22 protein-coding genes and 1 riboswitch are annotated in these 23,077 nt (G+C 67.5%); of the genes, 11 read left to right on the top strand and 11 right to left on the bottom strand.

Annotation, left to right across the window (positions count from 1 at the left end; genetic code table 11):
- The first annotated feature begins 247 nt into the window (after positions 1-247).
- Together tkt and LC490_RS11355 are read left to right on the top strand one after the other, a co-directional pair.
- Positions 248-2,248, top strand: coding sequence for a transketolase (gene tkt / locus LC490_RS11350; RefSeq protein WP_223620248.1), 2,001 nt, complete (start codon positions 248-250; stop codon positions 2,246-2,248).
- A 187-nt stretch (positions 2,249-2,435) separates the two neighbouring features.
- Positions 2,436-3,263: an acyltransferase gene (locus LC490_RS11355; protein ID WP_223620249.1), complete on the top strand. Its 828-nt coding sequence runs from the start codon at positions 2,436-2,438 to the stop codon at positions 3,261-3,263.
- Positions 3,264-3,842: 579 nt separating this feature from the next.
- On the opposite strand, the gene LC490_RS11360 is transcribed toward LC490_RS11355, so the two are convergent.
- Entirely contained in the window at positions 3,843-5,930 is a 2,088-nt protein-coding gene (locus LC490_RS11360) for an acetyl-CoA hydrolase/transferase C-terminal domain-containing protein (protein WP_223620250.1), read from the bottom strand.
- A gap of 84 nt (positions 5,931-6,014) precedes the next feature.
- Between LC490_RS11360 and LC490_RS11365 the strand changes: the two genes are divergently transcribed.
- Both LC490_RS11365 and LC490_RS11370 read left to right on the top strand, forming a co-directional pair.
- Positions 6,015-6,386, top strand: coding sequence for a BlaI/MecI/CopY family transcriptional regulator (locus tag LC490_RS11365; RefSeq protein ID WP_031372614.1), 372 nt, complete (start codon positions 6,015-6,017; stop codon positions 6,384-6,386).
- Between the two features lie 78 nt (positions 6,387-6,464).
- The gene (locus LC490_RS11370) at positions 6,465-7,649 is read left to right on the top strand and encodes a M56 family metallopeptidase (RefSeq protein ID WP_223620251.1); all 1,185 of its coding nucleotides are present in this window, start codon (positions 6,465-6,467) and stop codon (positions 7,647-7,649) included.
- A 66-nt stretch (positions 7,650-7,715) separates the two neighbouring features.
- Here the strand turns inward: LC490_RS11370 and LC490_RS11375 are convergent, their stop codons facing one another.
- The 6 genes from LC490_RS11375 to LC490_RS11400 form a co-directional block, all read right to left on the bottom strand.
- Positions 7,716-8,339: an ATP-binding cassette domain-containing protein gene (locus LC490_RS11375; protein ID WP_223620483.1), complete on the bottom strand. Its 624-nt coding sequence runs from the start codon at positions 8,337-8,339 to the stop codon at positions 7,716-7,718.
- Between the two features lie 53 nt (positions 8,340-8,392).
- A complete protein-coding gene (gene modB, locus LC490_RS11380; RefSeq protein WP_031372611.1) occupies positions 8,393-9,085 on the bottom strand; it encodes a molybdate ABC transporter permease subunit in 693 nt (230 codons plus the stop codon).
- 10 nt (positions 9,086-9,095) lie between these two features.
- The gene (gene modA / locus LC490_RS11385; protein ID WP_223620252.1) at positions 9,096-9,890 is read right to left on the bottom strand and encodes a molybdate ABC transporter substrate-binding protein; all 795 of its coding nucleotides are present in this window, start codon (positions 9,888-9,890) and stop codon (positions 9,096-9,098) included.
- Positions 9,891-9,947: 57 nt separating this feature from the next.
- Positions 9,948-10,820 carry an MBL fold metallo-hydrolase gene (locus LC490_RS11390; RefSeq protein WP_223620484.1) on the bottom strand — a complete coding sequence of 291 codons (873 nt, stop codon included), beginning with the start codon at positions 10,818-10,820 and terminating at the stop codon, positions 9,948-9,950.
- Between the two features lie 101 nt (positions 10,821-10,921).
- Positions 10,922-11,767, bottom strand: a complete 846-nt coding sequence (locus LC490_RS11395; protein ID WP_223620253.1) for a S1/P1 nuclease — start codon at positions 11,765-11,767, stop codon at positions 10,922-10,924.
- Between the two features lie 199 nt (positions 11,768-11,966).
- Complete coding sequence (locus LC490_RS11400) at positions 11,967-12,590, bottom strand: OmpW family outer membrane protein (protein WP_031372607.1); 624 nt, start codon at positions 12,588-12,590, stop codon at positions 11,967-11,969.
- A 312-nt stretch (positions 12,591-12,902) separates the two neighbouring features.
- Between LC490_RS11400 and gap the strand changes: the two genes are divergently transcribed.
- The 4 genes from gap to LC490_RS11420 all read left to right on the top strand — a co-directional run bounded on the left by gap (position 12,903) and on the right by LC490_RS11420 (position 16,446).
- A complete protein-coding gene (gene gap / locus LC490_RS11405; protein WP_031372606.1) occupies positions 12,903-13,907 on the top strand; it encodes a type I glyceraldehyde-3-phosphate dehydrogenase in 1,005 nt (334 codons plus the stop codon).
- Between the two features lie 535 nt (positions 13,908-14,442).
- Positions 14,443-15,306 carry a HEAT repeat domain-containing protein gene (locus LC490_RS11410; RefSeq protein ID WP_223620254.1) on the top strand — a complete coding sequence of 288 codons (864 nt, stop codon included), beginning with the start codon at positions 14,443-14,445 and terminating at the stop codon, positions 15,304-15,306.
- Between the two features lie 18 nt (positions 15,307-15,324).
- On the top strand, positions 15,325-16,236 hold the full coding sequence (locus LC490_RS11415) for a hypothetical protein (RefSeq protein WP_223620255.1): 912 nt from the start codon (positions 15,325-15,327) through the stop codon (positions 16,234-16,236).
- Positions 16,237-16,299: 63 nt separating this feature from the next.
- Positions 16,300-16,446 carry a hypothetical protein gene (locus tag LC490_RS11420; RefSeq protein WP_161786128.1) on the top strand — a complete coding sequence of 49 codons (147 nt, stop codon included), beginning with the start codon at positions 16,300-16,302 and terminating at the stop codon, positions 16,444-16,446.
- An 83-nt stretch (positions 16,447-16,529) separates the two neighbouring features.
- Here the strand turns inward: LC490_RS11420 and metE are convergent, their stop codons facing one another.
- On the bottom strand, positions 16,530-18,812 hold the full coding sequence (metE, locus tag LC490_RS11425; RefSeq protein WP_223620256.1) for a 5-methyltetrahydropteroyltriglutamate--homocysteine S-methyltransferase: 2,283 nt from the start codon (positions 18,810-18,812) through the stop codon (positions 16,530-16,532).
- Positions 18,813-19,016: 204 nt separating this feature from the next.
- Positions 19,017-19,224: riboswitch (cobalamin riboswitch) on the bottom strand.
- A gap of 20 nt (positions 19,225-19,244) precedes the next feature.
- Between metE and LC490_RS11430 the strand changes: the two genes are divergently transcribed.
- On the top strand, positions 19,245-19,415 hold the full coding sequence (locus LC490_RS11430; RefSeq protein WP_161786127.1) for a hypothetical protein: 171 nt from the start codon (positions 19,245-19,247) through the stop codon (positions 19,413-19,415).
- 233 nt (positions 19,416-19,648) lie between these two features.
- Positions 19,649-20,668: a hypothetical protein gene (locus tag LC490_RS11435; protein WP_223620257.1), complete on the top strand. Its 1,020-nt coding sequence runs from the start codon at positions 19,649-19,651 to the stop codon at positions 20,666-20,668.
- A 39-nt stretch (positions 20,669-20,707) separates the two neighbouring features.
- On the opposite strand, the gene LC490_RS11440 is transcribed toward LC490_RS11435, so the two are convergent.
- A complete protein-coding gene (locus LC490_RS11440; protein WP_223620258.1) occupies positions 20,708-21,754 on the bottom strand; it encodes an aldo/keto reductase in 1,047 nt (348 codons plus the stop codon).
- Positions 21,755-21,784: 30 nt separating this feature from the next.
- Positions 21,785-22,000: a hypothetical protein gene (locus LC490_RS11445; RefSeq protein WP_223620259.1), complete on the bottom strand. Its 216-nt coding sequence runs from the start codon at positions 21,998-22,000 to the stop codon at positions 21,785-21,787.
- Between LC490_RS11445 and LC490_RS11450 the strand changes: the two genes are divergently transcribed.
- Positions 21,999-22,598, top strand: a complete 600-nt coding sequence (locus LC490_RS11450) for a hypothetical protein (RefSeq protein ID WP_223620260.1) — start codon at positions 21,999-22,001, stop codon at positions 22,596-22,598. The genes LC490_RS11445 and LC490_RS11450 overlap by 2 nt on opposite strands.
- A gap of 9 nt (positions 22,599-22,607) precedes the next feature.
- Here LC490_RS11450 and LC490_RS11455 read toward each other — a convergent pair whose 3' ends face one another.
- The gene (locus LC490_RS11455; RefSeq protein ID WP_223620261.1) at positions 22,608-22,979 is read right to left on the bottom strand and encodes an acyl-CoA thioesterase; all 372 of its coding nucleotides are present in this window, start codon (positions 22,977-22,979) and stop codon (positions 22,608-22,610) included.
- Between the last annotated feature and the right edge of the window lie 98 nt (positions 22,980-23,077).

A 23,077-nucleotide genomic window follows, 5' to 3' on the forward strand; every position in this document is an offset into this window, starting at 1 on the left:
GGGCTTGCGCGACCGTCGGCACGATCGGCCTTGCGGGCTTCGTGGCCTAGCGCACCGATCGCTTGTGGCGAGCGTACCGATCCTGCCCTCAGAGCAGGCCCAGCGCGGTTTTCCGCGCATTTGCAAGCCCGGCGTGCGGCTTTCGGCCAGTGGTTCGGGGCGACACGGCGGCGCCGGGATGGGACAATGGCGGCTCTTCGCCGGTCCCGTCGGGAGCGGCTTCCAAGCCCCCAGCATGCAGACTCCCATGACGACGCACAGCCGCCGCGACCTTGCCAACGCCATTCGTTTCCTCACCATCGACGCGGTGCAGGCCGCCAACTCCGGTCATCCGGGCATGCCGATGGGCATGGCCGACATCGCCGAGGTGCTCTGGAACGACTACCTGACCCACAACCCGAACAATCCGAAGTGGTTCAACCGCGACCGCTTCATCTTGTCCAATGGTCACGGTTCGATGCTGCAGTACGCACTGCTGCACCTGTCCGGCTACGACCTGTCGATCGAAGACCTCAAGCGCTTCCGCCAGCTCGAGTCCAAGACCCCGGGCCACCCGGAAAACTTCATGACCCCGGGCGTGGAGACCACCACCGGCCCGCTCGGCCAGGGCCTGGCCAACGCGGTCGGCATGGCGCTCGGCGAGAAGCTGCTCGCGCAGCGTTTCAACCGCCCCGAGCTGACCATCGTCGATCACCGCACCTGGGTGTTCATGGGCGACGGCTGCCTGATGGAAGGCATCTCGCACGAAGCCGCCTCGCTCGCCGGCACCTGGGGCCTGGGCAAGCTGGTCGCGTTCTGGGACGACAACAAGATCTCCATCGACGGCAACACCGACGGCTGGTTCACCGACGACACCCCGGCCCGCTTCGAGGCCTACGGTTGGCGCGTGATCCGCAACGTCAACGGTCACGACGCGGTCGAGATCAAGACCGCCATCGACACCGCGCTCAAGCACGACGACAAGCCGACCCTGATCTGCTGCCGCACCACCATCGGCTTCGGCTCGCCGACCAAGGCCGGCAAGGAATCCTCGCACGGCGCGCCGCTCGGCAAGGACGAGATCGCCGCGACCCGCGCCGCGCTGGAATGGCCGTACGGCGACTTCGAGATTCCGGAAAGCATCTACGACGGCTGGCGTTCGCGCAGCACCGGCCTGGTCCGCGAGGACCAGTGGAACCGTCTGTTCGACGCCTATGCCGCGCGTTATCCCGACGAGGCCGCCGAGCTGACCCGCCGTTCGCACGGCGAGCTGCCCGACGACTTCCTCGCCCAGGCCAACGCCTACATCGCCAAGCTGCAGGCCGACGGCCCGACCATCGCCTCGCGCAAGGCCTCGCAGATGGCGATCGAAACCTTCGCGCCGCTGCTGCCGGAACTGATCGGCGGTTCCGCCGACCTGGCGCATTCCAACCTGACCCTGTGGAAGGGCAGCAAGTCGGTCGCGACCGACGACCCCAACGCCAACTACATCTATTACGGCGTGCGCGAATTCGCGATGACCGCGATCAGCAACGGTCTGCAGTTGCACGGCGGTTTCATCCCCTACGACGCCACCTTCCTGGTGTTCAGCGACTACGCCCGCAACGCCGTGCGCATGAGCGCGCTGATGGGCGCGCACGCGATCCACGTCTACACCCACGATTCGATCGGTCTCGGCGAAGACGGCCCGACCCACCAGCCGGTCGAGCATCTGGCGTCGCTGCGCTACATCCCCGACAACGACGTCTGGCGTCCCTGCGACGCGGTCGAGTCGGCGGTGTCGTGGCGCGCGGCGATCGAGCGCAAGGACGGCCCGAGCTGCCTGATCTTCTCGCGTCAGAACCTGATGCATCAGCCGCGCAACGACGAGCAGGTCAAGCAGATCGCGCTCGGCGGCTACGTGCTGCGCGACAGCGAAGGCACCCCGGACGCGATCCTGATCGCGACCGGTTCCGAAGTCGGTCTCGCCACCCAGGCTGCCGACGTGCTTAGCGCCGAAGGCCTCAAGGTGCGCGTGGTGTCGATGCCGTCGAGCGACGTGTTCGACCGCCAGCCCTTCGAGTACCGTGAGTCGGTGCTGCCCAATGCGGTGCGCAAGCGCGTTGCGATCGAGGCCGGCGTCACCGGCTTCTGGCGCAAGTATGTCGGCCTGGACGGCGACGTGATCGGCATCGACGGCTTCGGTGCCTCGGCCCCGGCCGAGGCCCTGTTCCCGCACTTCGGCTTCACCGTCGAGCGCGTGGTGTCGGCGGTCAAGAACCTGGCCTGACCGGTCCCGGCAGGCCGCGCCGCCCCTCGGCGGCGTGGGCCTGCAAGGCAAGGTGCGACGACGCTCCGGCGGTCGCACCAACCCATGACGAGGCTCAGGGCCGATCCGGAACCGAGCCGGATGACGCCCTCCGGCGGATCGCGCCGGCGACCGAGTCCTTCCTTAGCTGCCGAGGCCATGACATGGCATGGCACAAGACCTCGACACCGAGCCGCTGCAGTCCCGCTTGCCCCAGTTGGATGCGCTGCGGACTGGCCGCCTTGTATGTGGTGATCTATCACGTCATGGCGATGGCCGATCCCGATCTCGCCGTGCCAGCGGCGCTCCTGCCGTTCGTCGATGGGCGGTCACCCGTGTCGCCCTGTTCTTCGTCATGAGTGCGTTTTCGTTGTCCCTGACCTGGCCGCGCCATGCCGCATCGGGCGTGGCCTTGCGCAGTTTTTATCTGAACCGGTGGTTCCGCATCGCGCCCTTGCTGCTGGCTTTGACGCATTGGCTGGTATTGGCCTGGGGCTGCGTCCTGTTTCAGCTCTGGTTATGCCTGCGCGACAAGCCCGTGCGCATTCGCCGACCGCTCGGCGTTGCTCTGTTGTTGGTCGGCGTGATCGGCAACGCCTTATTGTTCTATCGGATGCTGCCGCCGGTGCCTGGGTTGAGCGGTTGGAACCAGAGCGCCGTGTTCTACGGCGCGATGCTGCTCGGCCTGTTGCTGGCAAATAATCGGCTGCTGGTGAATCGTGCGACCTGTTTCCTGGGTACGATCAGCTACTCGCTTTATCTCGTGCATCCGTTTGTGGTGTCGCTCTTGTATGGCGTGTTCGCACGGTCGTACGAGCACCTTCCGCCGGGAGCGGCGTATGCCGGCTGTGCGGCGATCAGTTTGGCGCTGGCGATTCCGGCCGCGTGGTTGACCTATCGCTTCGTCGAGAAACCGGGCATCCGCCTCGGGCATCGGCTGTTCGCTCGCGTATCGGCGCGTAAGCGGGCGCCCGCGGGCGAGACGCAGGGGGGCTGAGGGTCGGCTCTTGCTTGAAGAGCGGAGCCTTGCGAATCCTTCTCCTGTAGGAGCGGCGTCCTACTGGATTTCCTTCGGTCATGAGCCGCGACCGCGGGACGCGCAGAGGCCCCAAGGCCGATGTCATTCATCGATGCGGCGTGCTTTCGCCGGGGTAGGAGCGGCGCGAGCCGCGACCGCGCCGCTGGCGGTTGCGGCGCTTCTTGCCGCAGAGCTATGAAGCAACAGCCACAGCAAGGCTTCCGTCCGCTGACGCGGCCGGGTTACTTTCTTTTGCTAAGCCCAAAAGAAAGATAACCAAAGAAAAGGGCTCTCCTTGACGAAGCTCCCCTGCGAGGTCGGTGCGCGCGCCGGGATTTTTCGATAAGACATCCCTGTCTTATCGAATAACGCCGCACGTCCTGTGCGGCGCCCTCCGGGTCTCTGGGTGTTCTCGCAAATTCGATCCTGCGCCAAGCTCATCAAGGCAACGGCAACGGCAACGGCAACGGCAACGGCAACGGCAACGAATCTGGATGGACTTGCGGCCCGCAGCGCCTCGATTGGTCTACGCTGGACACTAGGCCTGAATAAGCGAGCTCAGCCTTGCCCGTCTTGTGCCAGCGCCCACGACAGCAGTCGCGCCTGCAGCTTGTCGCCGAGGCCGGCCGGTCGTACCAGGTCCATCCGTTGCATGGCCTCGCGGTCGTGGTCGGGCCGGGAGAACAAGGCCCGCAGCACGGTGCGGGCGGTGCCCGCGCGCGTGGTCGTACTGGCCTTCAACAGGCCTAGCGCCTTGACGAGGCGTTGTTCGACTTCGGTGAAGTCGCTGCCGAGCGGATAGTCGGGCAGGGTGCCGTCGGCGCGGAACGGGGCGAGCAGGTCGCGCAAACGTTCCGGGGTGTTGGCGCCGCCGCGTGCGCTCGACGCCGGCTGCGCCGCGCCCGGCGCCAGCTTGCCGGAGGCGCGTGCAGCTTCGCGCAGGGCGCCGGCGAAGCGCGTGTCGGCGATCGCGCACATCGCCTCGATGCAGTCCTCGTCGGTCTTGCCGCGCAGGTGGGCGATGCCGTATTCGGTGATGTAGACGTCGCGCAGATGGCGCGGAATGGTGGCCTGGGCGTAGTTCCAGACCACGTTGGAGCGCACCGTGCCGGCGCTTTCGCGGGTCGAGCGCAGCATCAACACCGAGCGCGCGTTCGGCAATGCATGCGCCATGGCGACGAAGTTGTATTGGCCGCCCACGCCGGACACGACACGGCCGTCGTCGAGCGTGTCCGAGACTGCCGCACCGAGCGCGGTCGCCATCATGCAGCTGTTGAAGAAACGCGCATCGCGGCGTTGTAGGCGTTCGAGTGTCTCGTTGCCGCCGTAGAGTTCGTTGACCTCGCTGATCCGGCGCATGCCGATGCCGCGCCGTTGCTCGTCCGACAAGGTGCGCAGCCACTGGTAGAAGTCCGGCGAGCCCAGATAGAAGCCGCCCTGCAGGAATTCGCCTTCGTCTTCGAGCCGCGCATGGTCTGCGGGGCTTGCGCTGCCGTCGTCGAGCCGGCGCATGAGCTCCAGGTCGTCGACGACCTTGCGCTTGATCACGCCGACTTCGACGAGACGCCGAAACCCTTCGTTGATCATCTCGGAACAGCCAAAAAGCCCAGTGCTAAATGGTCCAAGCGGCGCAACTGGCGCCATCGCGTTACGCCCCAAGCTCAGGTCATTAGCACTAGAAGCAGGTTGTCCAAGCGACGCAACCGGTGCCATCGCGTTACGGCCTCCGGCCAGGTTATTGGCACTAGAAGCGGTGTGACCAACCGGCGCACCCGCTTCGTCCACCTCGACCCCCAACGCCTTCACCACCCGCAAGTACGCCGCATTGTCGGTATGCCGCAGCGCCAGCGCATGGCACAGCGCATCGGCCAGGGTGCCGATGCCGATCTGCAGGGTGCCGCCGTCGCGCACCAGGGTGCTGGCGTAGAAGCCGATCGCGTAGTCGGCGTCGGCGACCGGTTGCCGGGGCAGCCCGAACAGTTTCGGATGCGGACCCGGCGGAGTCACCACTGCGTCGAAAAAGCCGGGGTCGACGGCGGCGCTACCGCCGAGCCAGGGCAGTTGCGGATCGACTTCGGCGATCAGCACCGGCCGCGGCAGGCCGCGGGCGACGATCGCGTCGACCGCATCGCAGGTCAGGTCGGTGTTGCACGACAAGGACAGGCGATCGCCGCCGGGCTCGGCCGCGACCTTCTGCACGATGGCATTGACGCCGCGGTCGGCCAGAGCGCGTGCGACGTGGGTGTAGTTGAGGCTGGCGTAGCGGCGCTGGGCGGCGACGGCGTTGAGCAGCGCGCCCGATTGCAGATAGAACTCTTCGATCTCGATATGCGCCGGCAGGGTGTTGCGCTTGAGCGCTTGCACATAGCGCAGGCGCGGGAAGTCGTCGCCGAAATGGCGCTGCGCGAACGGACCGACGAAACGCCCCTCCAAACCCTTGCCGGCTCCTGGCGGATCCAGCGACAGCGCCGTGTACAGATGCAGCGGACGCGCGGTTTCGCGTTCGGCCCGGGCGTACAGCGCATTGAGCAGCCGATGCGGCTTGCCCAGGCCGAGCGGGGCACCGACATGCAGTGGGCCGGGCAGCCGTTCGTAGAGGAAAGCGACGGCGTCGTCGAGGGAATCGAAGCGGGCGGGAGCGGTCATGCGAGCAGTATCGCATTCCGCCGAGGGCGGGCTTGACAGCAACGTTTACAGGCGTAATCTAAGTAAAAATTACGGATGTAAACGATGCAGATCAGCGAAGCCGAATCTCTCGTCATGGACGTGTTGTGGCGCCGCCACCCGCAGTCGGCCGAAGAGGTCATCGCCGCGCTCGCCGACAGTCAGCACTGGCAGGAAGCGACGATCAAGACCCTGCTCAACCGGCTGTTGAACAAGGGGGCCGTGCGCGCCGACAAGGACGGCCGCCGTTATCTGTACGCGCCGGTGCTCAAGCGCGAGGACTGGGTGATGGGCGAGAGCCGCAGCCTGCTGGACCGTTTGTTCGACGGCCGCGTCGCGCCCCTAGTCGCGCACTTCAGCGAGCAGCGCAAGCTCAGCCGCAAGGACATCGCCGATCTGCGCAAACTGCTCGACGAGCTCGACGATGACGCGCACTGACGTCGCTGGCAGGCGTGTCGCATCAAGATGCGGCGCCGTGAACGCAACGGCAATCCCCGGCGGTTTGGAGAGCGACTCATGATCATGGGTACGGAATGGACGACCTGGCTGATCGAAACCACGGTGGCGACGAGTCTGGCGGTGTTGTTCGTGTTGGCCGCGCGCCTGCCGCTGCGCCGCGCTTTCGGTGCCGCGATCGGCTATGCCGCCTGGGCACTGGTGCCGCTGCTGATGATCGCGGTGTTGCTGCCGAGGGCAGGGCACAGATTGCCTGCGGTGGTCGCCGGCGCAAGCGCCGCACCGATCCCGCCGCCATCGATGCAGGCGGCCGCGTCGTCCGATTTCGACCCGATGCCTTGGCTGCTCGCCGTCTGGCTTGCAGGCGCCATCGTCATGGCCGTAGCGACCTTAGGCCAGCAACGGCGTTTCCAACGCGGGCTTGGCCGCGTCGCGCGCCGCGAGGACGGCCTCTATCAAGCCGAAGCGATCCTCGGGTTGCCGGCGGCGCTCGGCCTGTTGCGGCCGCGCATCGTGGTGCAGCGCGATTTCGACACGCGCTACTCGATCGAACAGCAGGCCTTGATCCGCACCCACGAACGCAGCCACATCCGGTGCGGCGATCTGCACGTCAATGCCTTCGTCGTTCTGTTGCGTTGCGTTTATTGGTTCAACCCCCTGCTGCATTACGCCGTGCGCCGTTTCCGCCACGACCAGGAGCTGGCCTGCGATCTGCGCGTGCTCGCCCGGCATCCCCGCTCGCGGCGTACCTACGGCGAAGCGATGTTGAAAACCCTGCTGGTGGCGAACCCTTCGCCGTTGGCATGCCACTGGGCGCAAGCCCATCCTTTGAAGGAGAGAATTCTCATGCTCAAGCAACCTTTGCCTGCGCCGAAGCGGGTCGCAATCGGCGTAGTTGTGCTCGCCCTGGTCGCCTCTGCCGCCGGTTTCGGCGTATGGGCCGGCCAACCCGCCGACGCGCCGAAGACCGAATCGGTCTATTTGCACTCGGTGCCCGGCGAACCGATGGTCTCCCTCGCGGCGAGGGATGAAATGCCGCGCGAAGTCGCCGGTCGCATCGCCACCCAGGCCGGCCTGATCCTGACCAATCCGCAGGTGCTCGACGACAGCGGCAAGGGCGTCAGCCTGCAGGTCGATCGCATACCGGCGCGCAGTGCCCTGGAGCTCGTCGCCGGCAGTTCGGGCATGAAGCCGGTGTTCCAGGGCCGGTCGGTCACCTTCGTTCCGGTCGACGTCAAGCGCTGACGGCATCGCCGTCGATTCGAAGCGTTCCTCCGAACGCTGCGCGCCAGGCTTGCGCAACCGACGCGCTCAGGCACCGACAGTGTGCACCTCGTCGGCGATGCGTCGTACTTCCTCGGGATAGTGACTGACGTAGATCATCGGCAACGCGATCTCGTCGCGTACCCGCTGCAGATAAGGCAACAGTTCGTCGCGGCGGTTCATGTCCAGCATCGAAAGCGGCTCGTCCAGCAACAGGATGTGCGGCTGGGACAAGAGCGCGCGCCCCAGGGCGACGCGCTGGCTTTCGCCGCCGGACAGGCCGGCGGTATCGCGCTCGAGCAAGGGCGCGATGCCGAGCAAGTCGACGATGGCCTCGAAGGCGAAGCGCGGCGAGTGCCGCGCTTCGCCGTGCAGGCCGTACAGCAGGTTGCGGCGCACGTTGAGGTGCGGAAACAGGCGCGCATCCTGAAACACGTAGCCGATGCGGCGGCGATGCACCGGTACGTCGATGCCGCGTTCGCTGTCGAACAGGCAGCGGCCGGCGATCTCGATGCGGCCGCGTTGCGGCCGCAGCAGCCCGGCCACCGCATACAGCAGCGAGGTCTTGCCGGCGCCGGATTCGCCAACCAGGGCGATCACCCGATGGCGGCTGCGAATATTGACGCTGCGTTCGAAGCTGCCGCGGCGCAGGCTGAAATCGAGGACGTGGATGTCGTCGGGGGGCGGATCGCCCGCGTTGCGGTCGCGATCGAGGATGGCATCGCTCATCGGTGGGTCTCGCGCCGCTGCCGTTGCACCAGCCACTCCGAGGCGAACACCGCGGCGAACGAAATCGCCACCGCGACCAGGGCCAGCCGCAGCACGCCGGACTCGCCGTCGGGCACCTGCATCAGCCCGTAGATCGCCGACGACAGGGTCTGGGTTTCGCCGGGGATGTTGGACACGAAGGTGATGGTGGCGCCGAACTCGCCGAGCGCCTTGGCGAACGACAGCACCGCACCGGCGACCAGCCCGGGCCAGGCCAGCGGCAGGGTCACGCCGAAGAACACCCGCCAGCGGTTCGCGCCGAGGGTCGAGGCGGCCTGTTCGAGGCGGCGGTCGACCGCTTCGATCGACAGGCGGATCGCCCGCACCATCAACGGAAACCCCATGATCGCGCTGGCCAGGGCGGCGCCGGTCCAGCGGAAGGCGAAGCTGAAGTGGAAGTAGTCCGACAGGAAACGCCCGACCGCGCCTTGGGTGCCGAACAGGATCAACAAGGCGTAGCCGGTGACCACCGGCGGCAACACCAGCGGCAGGTACAGCAAGGTGTCGAACAACAGCTTGCCGGGGAAACGGGTGCGCGCCAGCAGCCAGCCCATCGCGATGCCGAGCGGCAGGCTGCCCAGGGTCGCGACCGTGGCGACCTTGAGGCTGAGCGCGATCGCGGTCAGTTCGGCCGGGCTGAAGTCGAACATCGTCGCGCGGTCAGTCCAGGGTCGCGAAACCGTGGCGGCGGAAGATGGCCGCCGCGGCCGGGCTCTTCAGCCACTGCGCGAACACCGCCGCACGCGGCTGCCGGCTGCCGCTCACGCGGGCGACCGGGTACACGATCGGCGGATGGCTGTCGGCCGGGAAGGTCGCCAACACGCGCACCTTCGGTTCGGCGCGGGCGTCGCTGGCGTAGACCACGCCGAGCGGGGCCTCGCCACGCGCGACCAGCATCAGCGCGGCGCGCACGTTCTCGGCCTCGGCGACCTTGGGCTGCAGCGCGGTCCAGACGCCGAGCGAGGTGAACGCCGCGCGTGCGTACTTGCCGGCCGGCACGCTGCCGGTCAGGGCCAGGGCGATGCGACCGTCGCCGAGCAGCGGCCGCAGGTCGACGCCGGGCTTGAGCGCGACCGGTTGGGCGCTACTGGCCTGGGCGGCGATCAGCACCAGGCGGTTGCCGAGCAGATTGCGGCGGCTGCCGGCGTCGATGAGCTTGCGTTGCTGCAGGTAGTCCATCCAGTCCTGGTCGGCCGAGAGGAAGACGTCGGCCGGCGCGCCCTGTTCGATCTGGCGGGCGAGGGCGGAACTGGCGGCATAGGACACCCGCACCGATTGCCCGCTGGCCCGGGTGTACGCGGCCGCGGCTTCGTCGAGCGATTCCTTGAGGCTGGCGGCGGCGAACACCGTGATCGGTGCAGTCTCGGGCTTCGGCGCGGCGTGCGCCGAAGCGGCCGCGAAAACCGCGGCGAGCGTGCACAAGGCGCCCAGCCAGCGGCGGCGGATCGGGTTCATTGCGGACCTGTCGGGTGTGAGTCAGGACGAGAGTAGCGCGAAGCCGGTTGAGTCGCCTCAGAACCGGTCGAGCGGCAGTTTCAGGTAACGCACGCCGTTGGCCTCGGGCTCGGGCAGGGCGCCGGCGCGCAGATTGACCTGCAGCGCCGGCAGGATCAGCGCCGGCATCTGCAGCCCGGCGTCGCGTTGCTCGCGCAAGGCGACGAACTCGGCCTCGCCGGTGTCGGCGCGCACGTGGATGTTGCTGCGCTTCTGTTCGCCGAGCGTGGTTTCGCAGGCCGGCTCGCGTTCGGGCTTGCCGTAGTCGTGGCAGACGAAGACGCGGGTGGCGTCGGGTAGCCGGTACAGCGTTTGTATCGACCGATACAGCATCGCCGCGCTGCCGCCGGGGAAGTCGCAGCGCGCGGTGCCGCTGTCGGGCAGGAACAGCGTGTCGCCGGTGAACAAGGCGTCGCCGATCAGATAGGCGAGGCTGTCGCGGGTGTGGCCTGGCACCGGGATGGCCCGCGCCTGCAGATCGCCGATGGCGAAACCTTCGTCGTCGTCGAACAGATGGTCGAAGGCCGGGACCGCCTCGGTCTCGGCCAGGCCGAACAGCGGCGCGAACACACGCCGGACCTCGCCGATGCCGCGGCCGATCGCGATCCGCGGCGGCGTCGCGCCGCCAGCGGCGATGGCCTCGCGCAGGGCGTGGGCCGCGCTGAGGTGATCGGCATGGGCATGGGTTTCGAGCAGCCAGTCGATGCGCAGCCCCAGGCGCGCGGCTTCGTCGAGCAGGGCTTGCGCGCTGCCCAGGCCGGTGCGGCCCGAGCGTGCGTCGTAGTCGAGCACCGGGTCGACGATGGCCGCCGCACGCGTCGCCGGGTCGGCGACCAGATACGACCAGGTCCCGGTTTCGCGATGATGGAACGGCACGACCTGCGGCGACATAACCTGCGGCGACATACGAAAAGCTCCTGGCGGCGATCCCGCCCGATGGACGCGGCAGGGGCGGGCCGCCCGTCGATCAGGCCGGCAGGCGGCCGGTGCGCTCAGCGATGCGCGAGCGCGGCGTTGAGGACGCCGGCCAGGTGCGCGCCGCCGAGCCGCAGCTGAGTTTCCGCCACCGGGCGCCAGGTTTCCACATAGGCCGGTTCGAGTATGTGGCCGTCGGGATAGAAACCCGGCTGCAGCACGATCCGGCACGAGGCCTCGGCCCAGGCGGGCGAGGCCGGCGGCAGGCCGAGAGCGGTCGCGGCCGGTACCGGGGTCTGCCGCAGGTACTTGAGATAAGCCGTGTAGTCGCGCTTGCTCATCGACAGCATCTTGCTGTCCCACAGCGAGTGCAGGTTGGTGCCGTAGCCGTCGACGGGTTCCGGCTCGCCGGGAATCTGCAACTGGTAATCGTTGCCGCCCTTGTCGCGGCCGAAGCCGGCGTGCAGTGGTTGGTGCACGTCGCCGACGAAATGGACCACGAACTTCAGGGCCTGCAGGCGGTCGGCCTGGGGCCGGCTGCGGTCGGCGAGGATCGCGGTCTGGGTGCGGATCGCCTCGACCACACAGTTGCCCTTGGGGCAATGGCGCGCGGCGTCGTAATGGCAGTCGTCCTCGGCGAGGTTGACGTAGTGCCACTTGGCGCTTTCTTTGCCGAGTGTGGGGTTGCTGCTGCGCAGGTCGTCGGCCCAATTGGCGATGCCGGGCAGGGACGGGTCGGCTTCGCCTTTGAGCATCTTGGCGATTTCGGCGCGTACGTTCGGACGCAGATCGTCCCAGGCCAGCGCCGCGACGAGGCGATGCCCCTGCGGACCCCAGGCCAGACTGTTGAGCGGCAGCAGAAGCAGCAGCGCCGAATAGCGGCGCAGCGATTTGGAGAAGGAACGCGCACGGATGGAGGTCATGTCGTCCACTTTACCGGAGCCGCGCACCGACTCCGCTGTCCGAACCTGGCGGCGCGGTCGGCCGAAACCGGGACGCGCAAACGGCGGTGCGGTCCGCATTCGCTTGGCGGATGGCCGTGCCGCACGAGTGTGGCAACAATCGCAGGATCGGCCGTGAGGCGATCGCGGCCCGCCGCGATCGCCGATGCGGATCGTCCGCTTAGAACTTCATCACGTAGGCCAGACCGAACACGGTCGGGTCGATGGTGGCCTTGCCGATCTTCTGGTCGTTCAGCTCGACGTCGGTCTGGATGTCCATCCAGCGCGCATCCACGCGGATCGAGCTGCGCTCGGTCAGGATGAAGTCGACGCCGACATGGGCCGCCACGCCGACCGAGTCGTCGAGCTTGAGGCGGGTGCCGCGCAATGCGCCGGTGGTCTTCTCGCTGAAGAAGGTCGTGTAGTTGACGCCCAGGCCGACGAAGGGCGAGACCACGCCGCGGCTGTTCCAGTGGTACTGCAGCGAGAACGTCGGCGGCAGGTGCTTGGTCGTGCCGACCTTGCCGACGCCCTTGATATCGATGTCGTGCTTGAACGGCGTGGCCGCCAGCACCTCGATGCCGAGGTTGTCGCGGATGAAGTACTCGAAGGTGATGGTGGGCTGGACGTTGTCGCCGATTTCCAGCTCGGCCGCTCCGCCTAGCACGCTGCCGTTGTCGGACTTCGGATTGACCTGGTGAGCGCCGATACCCAGGGTGAAGTTGCCGGTCTGCTGGGCAAGGGCGGGCTGGGCCGCGCAAGCCAGGGTGGCGGCGAGGACGCCGCCGATCAGTCGCTGATTCATTCCTTGAGTCCCCTGTGAGGTCGTGAAGAGACCGATTTTGCAGGTTTGCTGAACAGGAGTCTGTCCGCACCGCACTCTAAATACGCCGGAGAACGGTAAACCTAGACCTGCGTTCCATTCTTGTTGCTATGTGCCGCAGAAAGGGCCCTAAAGCCGCTGTGGATGCGGTCACGGGCCGCCATAAGCCGTCGATGGCCCGTCAATGAGCCGTCAATGAGCCGTCCATGGGGCCGGACTGCGACCCAGGCGCCGCCTTGCTAGAATGGGGGTTTCCCCACTTGACCCGCCCGGGCGGCTGCAGGAGTTACCTCAATGACGATCAAGGTAGGCATCAACGGCTTCGGCCGCATCGGACGCAACGTCCTGCGCGCGGCCGTGCAGAATTTCGGCAACGACATCGAAATCGTCGCCATCAACGATCTGCTCGAGCCCGACTACCTGGCCTACATGCTGCAGTACGACTCGGTCCACGGCCGCTTCAAGGGCGAGGTCAAGGTCGAAGGCAACACCCTGATCGTCAACGGCAAGAAGATCCGCCTGACCCAGGAACGCGACCCGGCCAATCTCAAGTGGGACGAGGTCGGCGCCGAAGTCGTGATCGAATCGACCGGCCTGTTCCTCGACAAGGTCACCGCGCAGAAGCATCTCGATGCCGGCGCGAAGAAGGTCGTGCTGTCGGCGCCGTCGAAGGACGACACGCCGATGTTCGTCTATGGCGTCAACGACAAGACCTACAAGGGCGAGACGATTGTCTCCAACGCCTCGTGCACCACCAACTGCCTGGCGCCGCTGGCCAAGGTGATCAACGACAAGTGGGGCATCAAGCGTGGCCTGATGACCACCGTGCACGCCGCCACCGCGACCCAGAAGACCGTCGACGGCCCGAGCAACAAGGACTGGCGCGGCGGCCGCGGCATCCTGGAGAACATCATTCCGTCGAGCACCGGTGCGGCCAAGGCCGTCGGCGTGGTGATCCCGGAGCTCAACAAGAAGCTCACCGGCATGTCGTTCCGCGTGCCGACCTCGGACGTGTCGGTGGTCGACCTGACCGTCGAACTGGTCAAGGAAGCGACCTATGCCGAGATCTGCGCGGAAATGAAGGCGCAGAGCGAAGGCGCGCTGAAGGGCGTGCTGGGCTACACCGAAGACAAGGTCGTGGCGACCGACTTCCGCGGCGACGCGCGCACCTCGATCTTCGACGCCGAAGCCGGCATCGCGCTGGACGGTACCTTCGTCAAGCTGGTGAGCTGGTACGACAACGAATGGGGCTACTCGAACAAGTGCCTGGAAATGGTCAAGGTCGTCGCCGGCAAGTAAGCGGCGGTTTTCCCGATCGACGAAAAGCCCCGCGATTGCGGGGCTTTTTTGTTGCGCGGGGTTTGTGGAGGCGATGGGGGCATGTCGTAGCGACGAGGGCTGGAGTCCTTCTGATTTAGCGGCGTCCTGATCTTTGGCGTGTATGGCTGCGTTCCAACGGCAAAGCAAATCCTCCCTTGCCCCTCCTTTGGCAAAGGGGAGCTGATTCGGAGGTTGCGTGGTGCGGGCGAGGTGGACGGGTTCGTAGATTGCGGGCGTTAGGTGGCCGGAGTGAAGGCGCAATTACGTAGCGACGGCGCGTCGGATCGCGGCGGCCGACGCATCGATCGAGTTGTGACCGGCGTCGCCCTGTGCATCGCTGCGTTTGCGACGGCTTGTCGCTAGGATCGCAACACGTGGTCCGGGGAGCGGTTGGACCACGATCCTCCGCGACGCGATCGTCGCCAGGCAGTGGTCCTTCCGAATGGATGGGCGACGGCGGCCGCAGGACGCGGAAGGTTTCGCTGGATCGAACTCACAACTCAAGGAAGGATGCATGGATGCACAATCGCGCTCTTTAGCCGATTCCAGATTCGCGCGCTTCAAGGATGCCGTCGACCGCCGCGTCGGCGAGCGCGGCATCGCCGGCATCGTCGATATGCAGGCGGACCTGCAGACCCTGCTGCAATCGGGCGCCATCGCCGCGCGCTTGCGCCAGGAGCTGTCCGATCTGCTCGGCGACGGCGAACAGGCGCTGTTGTGGGAAAACTGGAACCGCGGCGGCCTGTGGAGCCGGCACGGCGTGTTCCTGATGTCGGGCGAGGGCTGGTCGCTGCACCTGTCGCGCTACTTCAGCTCGTCCAGCGGCATCTTCACCCTGTCGCAGTACGCCTGCATCGGCGTCGCCGCCGGCGCCATCGAGCTGAGCACCTACGCCACCGGCGAGAGCTTCCGCAACGCCTACTTCGAACGCGAGCAGAGCGTGCAGCTCAACCGCCGCATCGAACTGGCCAACGGCGAGGCCGCGGCGCTGGGCGTGGACGATGCCGCGTTCAAGGTCGACGTGCGGCAACCGACCATCGTGGTGTTGTTGCTCTCGCAAAGCGCGGTCGATCTGCAATGGCGCTTCGACCCCGAGACGCTGCGTGCCGACAGCTGCATTTCCGCGCGCCTGAGCGACTCCGAACTGGTCTGCATCGGCCAGACCCTGGCCACTATCGACGCGGAGCAGGCGCCGCAGGCCTTGCTCGAACTGAGCCGGCACCCGCGCCATTTCGTGCGCTGGTCGGCCATTCAACTGCTCGGCAAGGTCGACCCGCAGGCCGCGCTGGAGCGTTTGCGCGATGCCGTCGACGACGAGCACGACGACATCCGCCGGGCCGCGACGCGTTCGCTCGCCGCCCTGGCCCTGACCGCCTGACCGCTTGAGGACACCGCCATGGCCTATACCTTGAATGCCACCGCGACCACGGTGGCCAGCGAAGAAGAGCTGTTCGATTTCATCTTCAGCCGGGTCGATACGCTCGACCCGGACAGCATCGCCGAAGCCGCGCCGGTGCTCGCCGCCTACGCCAACGACCCGGCCCTGGTCGCGCGCACCATGGCGCGGTCGCTGCGCTCGATCCTCGATGGCGAGCCGCCACCGTTCGTCGCTCCGCAGTGCTACGTGATCGCGCGGCGCAAGCACGTGATGATCCGCGCCAACGTGTGGTCGCCGCTGAAGCAGACCGGCGCCCTGCGCAAGAACGAGGAGCGCGCGTACTCGTACGACACCGCCCACGACCACAACTTCCATTTTCTCACCGTCGGTTATTTCGGTTCGGGCTATCGCACCCATATCGCCGAGATCGACCCGGCCGAGTTGACTGGCGCCATCGGCGACAGCGCGCGCATCCTGGATTCGGAGGTCACGACCCTGCCCAAGGGCAAGATCATGCTCTATCGCGCCCACCGCGACGTGCACCGGCAGGCGCCGCCGGACGAGTTGTCGATCTCGTTGAACGTGCTGTTCAACAATCAAAGCCAGATCGCCAAATGCCAGTACAACTTCGTGTTCGAACAGGAACTCGGGGAAGAGCGCGCGCGCATCCTCAGCTACACCTCGGCGAGCATCCACAGCCGCTTGTCGATGCTGGCGGAAATGGCGGTGCTGGTCGGCGGCGACGAACTCACGCCGCTGTTCGCCGACGTGGTCGACTCGACGGTGCTGCCGCCGCGCATGCGCCTGATGTGCCTGGACGGCCTGCGCGAGGATAGCGACGCTTATCGCGGCGCGCTCGAGCGCCTGTACGCCGACGATTGCGCGATGGTCCGCGACCATGCGAGCAAGGTGCTGCAGTCCCTGCAATGAATCTGCGCGGCGTCGCCGGCGCGCCGCGGGATGCCATCAGGCCGGCGAATCAGGAGCAACTCTATGGAAGGTAGTCTGCAAATCCAGGATCTGGATTACGAAGTCGCACCGTTCAGCGTGTCCGGCGCCGACGTCGGCGCGATCGTGCGCTCGGTGGAAAGCTCCGGCCAGCCGGAGCAGTGGAACGTGCTGGCCTACGATGTGATGTAAGGCAAGTGCTCCTTCCGTAGTCCGGAAGGGGCATCGTCGGCGGCGCGATCGCGCCGCCGACGGTTCCGTTCAGTCGGCCATGCTCAGTCGACTTCGGCGGCGACCTGCTCGCGCAGGCCGCGCGCCGACTGCACCATCGCCCGCAGGGCCGAGCGCACTTCCGGCCAACCGCGGGTCTTCAGACCGCAGTCCGGGTTGACCCACAACTGCGCCGGGTCGAGCACGTCGAGCGCCTTGTCGAGCAAGTCGCGCATCTCGGTCTCGCTGGGCACGCGCGGCGAGTGGATGTCGTAGACGCCCGGGCCGATGCCGTTCGGATAGCGATAGCGCACGAACGCATCCAGCAACTCCATGCGCGAACGCGAGGTCTCGATCGAGATCACGTCGGCGTCGAGCGCGGCCACCGCCTCGATGATGTCGTTGAACTCGGCGTAGCACATGTGGGTGTGGATCTGGGTCGCATCGCCGACGCCGCTGGCGGCGAGGCGGAAGCTTTCCCCGGCCCAGGCCAGGTAGGCCGGCCAGTCGGCGCGACGCAGCGGCAGGCCTTCGCGCAGGGCCGGTTCGTCGATCTGGACGATGGCGATGCCGGCCGCTTCCAGGTCCAGCACTTCCTGGCGCAGGGCCAGGGCGATCTGGCGGCAGCTGTCGGCGCGCGGCTGGTCGTCGCGGACGAAGGACCACTGCAGGATCGTCACCGGTCCGGTCAGCATGCCTTTGACCGGCCGCTGGGTCTGCGCCTGCGCGTAACGGGTCCAGTCGACGGTCATCGCCTGCGGCCGGACCACGTCGCCGAACAGCACCGGCGGCTTGACGCAACGCGAGCCGTAGCTCTGCACCCAGCCGTGGGCGGTGAAGGCGAAACCGTCGAGCTGCTCGCCGAAGTACTCGACCATGTCGTTGCGTTCGAACTCGCCGTGCACCAGCACGTCGATGCCCAGCGCTTCCTGCTCGCGCAGGCACAGCTTGGTCTCGTTCTCCAGGAAGGTCCGGTAGGCCGCGTCGTCGATCTTGCCGGCCTTGTGCTCGGCGCGCGCGCGCCGCACTTCGGCGGTCTGCGGGAACGAGCCGATGGTGGTGGTCGGGAACAGCGGCAGGCCGAGGCGCTGCGCCTGCACCTTCGCGCGTTGCGGGTAGGGCGAGGCGCGCCGGGTCATCGCCGGTTCGACCGCGGCCAGGCGCTTGCGCACCTCGGCATTGCGCAGCAACGGCGAGGCCAGGCGCGCAGCGCGCGCGCTGGCGGCGGTGGCGAGGTCGCGGTTGGCGTCGGCGCTGCCGGTGAGGGCATCGGCGAGCAGGCGCAGTTCCTCGATCTTCTGCCGCGCATAGGCCATCCAGTGACGCAGCGGTGCGGGCAGCTTGCGTTCCAGTTCCAGGTCGGTCGGCACGTGCAACAGCGAGCACGACGGCGCCAGCCATTGCGCGCGATCGCCGGCACGGCGCGCCAGGCTCAGCGCGGCGTCGAGATCGGCGCGCCAGATGTTGCGGCCGTCGACCACGCCGAGGCTGAGGACGCGGTCGTCCGGCAACAGCGGCAGCACGCTTTCCAACTGCTGCGGCGCGCGCACCAGATCGACGTGCAGGCCTTGCACCGGCAGGCGCGCGGCGAGGGCGGCGTTGTCGCCGAGGCCGCCGAAGTAAGTCGTCAGCAGGCGCTGCGGCGCGTCGGCTTCGGCCAGGGCCGCATAAGCGCGGCGATAGGCGTCGCGGTCGTCGTCGTCGAGGTCGAGCACCAGGGCCGGCTCATCGAGCTGGACCCAGTCGGCGCCCGCCGCCTTGAGCTTGCCGAGCAGTTCGGCATAGGCCGGCAGCAGGGCATCGAGCAGCTCGCGCGGGTCGCCGCCGTCGCTGCGCTTGCCGAGCTTGAGGAAGGACACCGGGCCGAGCAGCACCGGCCGCGCCTGGATGCCGAGCGCGCGCGCCTGGGCCAGTTCGGCCAAGGGCTTGTCGCCGCGCAGCACGAAACGCTGATCGCGCTCGAACTGCGGCACCAGATAGTGGTAGTTGGTGTCGAACCACTTGGTCATCTCCAGCGCGTGCAGGTCGCGACGGCCGTCCTGCAGGCCGCGGGCGAGGGCGAAGTAGCCGGTCAGCGGGTTTTCGTCGTAGACCTCGCGGTACGGCGCGGGGATCGCGTCGAACAGAACGGCGGTATCGAGGACGTGGTCGTAAAGGGAGAAATCGTTGCACGGCACGACGTCGGCGCCGGCCTGCCGCGCCAGTTGCCAATGGCGTTCGCGCAGGCCGTGGGCGGTGTCGTGCAGCGCCTGGGCCGGCGTGTCGCCTTTCCAGAACGATTCGAGGGCCAGCTTGAGCTCGCGCCGCGCGCCTATGCGCGGGAAGCCGAGATGGGTGACGCTGATCATGATGATTACCTGCGATGCGTGGGCATGGCGCAGGGCAACGAAGGAGACCACGGCTGCGCCGGCCCGACGCTCGCGCGCCCGGCTTCGCCACAACCCTTGGTGTCGACCTTCGCCCCCGCGGGCGAACCGGCGCGCACGACGCGGCCCGCGCCGGGACGGGCCCGGACGCAGCGCCGACGCCTTGCGGGCCGGAGTCGGACGGAAGGCGAGCCTTCCGGTCATGGCAGGTCTTCGGGCTTGGGGCATGGAGCACGAGGCGCCTCCTACTGTCCGTCGCTTCCCGGGATCGCTCCCAGTGCCTGACGAAGTTCGTTCCCTATACCGCTGCGGGGCAGCTCCGGAATTGGACGTGGCGTCCGCACCGGATTCCCTCTAACCGCCGCCGGTGCGAACCGGTGGCGATTTGTCACATCGCTTCATCTGCATGAAGCGATGTTCACCATCACGCCGCCAAGCTACGCAGCGCGACCGGCGAAGTCAATCGCCGCGATCGCGATGCGTGGACCCGGTTTGCGATTTGTGGCCGCAGCCGGCGACGGCGCCGCGGCCGGGGTTTCCCCGGCTGCCGTTCATGCGCCGCCGACGATGATGTCGGCACGCTGACGAGCGCGAACGCCATGACCTCCTGCCGTTGAGCTTGGTGGGCCCTGGGGCTAACGTTGGTGCTGTGGCGACGATGCGCGGCGCGGGTCCAGGACGGCCCGCGCGATCCCGACTCCGATGGGTGGAACATGCTTTTCAGAAGGACGTTTGCGCTGACCTTGTGCCTGCTCGGACTGGCGGCTTGCGGGAGGGATTCCGCCGCGCCGCCGCCGGCCCGGTCCGAGCCGGTCACCATGGGCAGCCAGAACGAGTCGCCCAAGGTCGCCGCCGCGGACGCGTCGAGCGAGACCGACATCCTGCAAGGCACCTACTGGCCGCCGGCCAAGCTCGACGGCGGCGTGGCCAAGATCAGCTGCGAATACGACTACCCGCGTTTCGGCGACGGAAAACCGCTGACCGCGCTGGACTTCTTCAGCCTGGTCGACGCCTTGTCGCCGTGCCAGGCCAGCGGCGTGGTGCGCCTGCACTACCAGGGCAAGATCGGCGCCGGCTTCACCGCGCTGGTGCAGCGCGTCGCCGCCATGGCCACGCGCATGGAAATCCAGACCCGCATCCTCGACATCGACTCCAGCGGCGGCCACGTCGAGGAAGCGATCCGCGCCGGCGACTCGATCGCCGAATCGGGCTGGGCGATCTGGGTGCGCGAGGATTCGGTCTGCCACAGCGCCTGCGTCTTGGTGCTGGCCGCCGGCGACACCCGCTCGATCGAAGGCAAGGTCGGCATCCACCGGCTGATGCGCGACCGCTCGACCGCGACCTCGCGCGCCGAACTCAGCCGCGAACTCAAGGCGATCAACCAGCAGGTGCGCGATTATCTGGAACGCAACGGCGTCGCCACCGGCGTCGCCGACCTGATGATGACCATCGCCAACCGCGACCTGCGCGTGTTGACGGTGGACGAGCTCAAGCAGTTCGGCCTCGACGGCACCAACGCCGCCCAGGACGACCTCGACCGCATCCGCCTGACCCGCAAGTGCGGCGAGGACTTCGTCCGCCGCCGCGAAGCCTTCCGCCGCGATTTCGACGCGCAGTGCATGGCCACCGGCAAAAACTTCGCCTCCATGCCGGAATGCGCAAAAGCCTTGCAGGAACAGTTCGGCTTCCCGGACGAGACCTGCCCCTCCGACAGTCCGGCCGATCTGTACGCCCGCGACCTGCGGCGCCTGCCGCTGCCGGACGACGCAGGCGCCGATGCCGACGCGCCGGCCACTGCGGGCGCGTCGAAGAAGCGTTCCAACAAGAGCGCCGAATAGCCGTCGTGCGCGCCGCGCGAGCTCGACCCCGCCGGGCGCTCACCAGCGGCGTTCGACCCGCGCGCCGCCGAACATCACCTGGCGGATGCCGGGCAGAGCGAGGAAATCGTGCGGGAAGCCGAGCTGGATCGCGCTGGCGTCGTCGAGCCGACGCTGTTGCGCCTCGTCGAATTCGATCTCGAGCGCGCCGAGGTTCTCCTGCAACTGCGCCAGGGTGCGTGCGCCGATCACCGGCGCCACCGCGCCGGGCCGGCGCAGCAACCAGGCCAGGGCGATCTGCGCCGGCGGCCGTTCGAGTTCGGCCGCGACCGCCTTGACCGTCTCGGCGATGACGAGGGCGCGTTCGGTCAGGGCGCCGTTGCCGATCGCCACCGCGCGGCGGCCTTCGGCGCTGCCGGCATCGAGGTCGGCCTGCGTGTACTTGCCGGTCAATACGCCCGAGGCCAGCGGCGACCAGGCGGTGACGCCGAGCCCGAGTTCGGCCGCCATCGGCAGCAGTTCGCGCTCGCTGTCGCGCTGGGCCAGGCTGTACTCGGTCTGCAAGGCGATCAGCGGCGACCAACCGCGCAGTTCGGCCAGGGTCTGCATGCGCGCGGCCTGCCAGGCCGGAAGGTCCGACACGCCCGCATACAAGACCTTGCCGGCGCGGACCAGATCGTCGAAGCCGCGCATCACTTCCTCGGCCGGCGTGGTCGCATCCCAGGCGTGCAGATACAGCAGGTCGATGTAGTCGCTGCCGAGCCGACGCAGACTGGCTTCGACCGACTGACGCAGGTTCTTGCGGTGGTTGCCGCCGGCATTGGGGTCGCCGGGGTTCATGCACAGCGAAAACTTGGTCGCGATCACCAGCGCATCGCGGCGACCGCGGGCGAATTCGCCGATCAGGGTTTCCGAACTGCCGCCGGTGTAGAGGTTGGCGGTGTCGATGAAGTTGCCGCCGCGTTCGAGGTAGGCGTCGAACACGCTGCGCGCTTCGTCGGCGTCGCTGCCCCAACCCCAGTCGTTGCCGAAGGTCATCGTGCCGAGGCAGAGCGGGCTGACGCGCAGGCCGGAGCGGCCCAGGGTGCGGTAATCGTCCAAGCGCATGTCGTGGTTCCATCGAGGGGAGCCACGAGTCTAGGCAGCGCCGTGCCGGCGAAATATCCGCAACTTGCTTCCGGGCGCGCGCCGGGTAACCCTGATGTCGGCCGCGGCTTGCGGCGATGGAGCGCAGATGTCGAAGCAGGAAGCGAAACCGAAGCCGAAGCCGAAGCCGAAGCAAGAAGCAGCCGCGGCCACGAAGGATCCGGTCAGCGAGGATTTCCCGGTGACGATGGCCGAATGGAAGGTCATGACCGTGATCGCGATCGGGGTCGCGGCTATGGTCGCCCTGATCATGACGATGGTGAACCTGGTCGATGGGGGCGGGCCGGTCGCGGTGGAGCCCAGCGGCTTGTGGCGGGCGTGGAACCTGTTGCTGATCGTCGGCCTGGCCGGCGGCGCTTATCGCCTGGGGCGTTGGCCGAGTCTGCGGCCCTGGCGCGTGCTGGCGGCGGGGCCTTTGTTGATGCTGCTGGTGGCGATGTGGATGGCGCTGGGTTGGTCGGTGGACCGCTACAACGCGCGTTGGGGACGCGAGGAGTGGGTGGTCGGCAAGACCGTCAACCTGCATTGGCAGCAGCATTGGAGCAAGAACGGCGGCCCGAGCGCCACGGTGAGCTTCCGCTTCGAGCCGGAGGGCGCGGCCGTCGATGGTGCAGATCGCTCGCGCTACATCGAGACCTCGCAGCCCTTGTATTGGTCGCTGCAGCAGAAACCGCGATTGGGGATGCGCCTGCTCCGCAGTTGGGCCGGCTTGTCGTATCGCGCGCTGGTGTTGTGCGAGCAGCCTAGCGGCGCCTGCACGGGCACGATCGTGCCTGAGCCGGAGACGCCCGGCACGGCGCCCTGATCGCGCGCTTCAGCGCGCGAGCGGCGGCACCGGCGTGGGTTTGCCCTCGCTGTCGAGCGCGATCATGGTAAAGCGGCCGCGGGTGGCGAGTTGCGACTCGCCCGACAGCAGGTCTTCCTTATGCATCTCGACTTCGACCTGCATCGAGGTGCGGCCGGTTTCGACCACGCGCGCGATCAGCTCGACCAACGCGCCCTTCGGCACGGCGGTATGGAAGTCGATCTGCTCCGAACGCGCGGTGACCACCGTGCGACGGGCGTAGCGCGAGGCGGCGATGAAGGCGGCCTTGTCCATCCATGCCAGCGCCTGGCCGCCGAACAGCGTGCCCAGGTGGTTGGTGTGGTCGGGGAAGACGATCTCGGTCATGCGCGCTTCGATCATTTGAGCAGTGAGCTTCGAGGAGTGAGGAGTGAGTTGGAGGAGCGAGGAGCGAGTCAAGGGCCGGAGCCGCTCTACTCACTCCTCTCTCCCAATTTCTC

Origin of the sequence: Lysobacter sp. ESA13C, assembly GCF_019970005.1 — a bacterium.
Taxonomy (GTDB): domain Bacteria; phylum Pseudomonadota; class Gammaproteobacteria; order Xanthomonadales; family Xanthomonadaceae; genus Lysobacter; species Lysobacter antibioticus_B.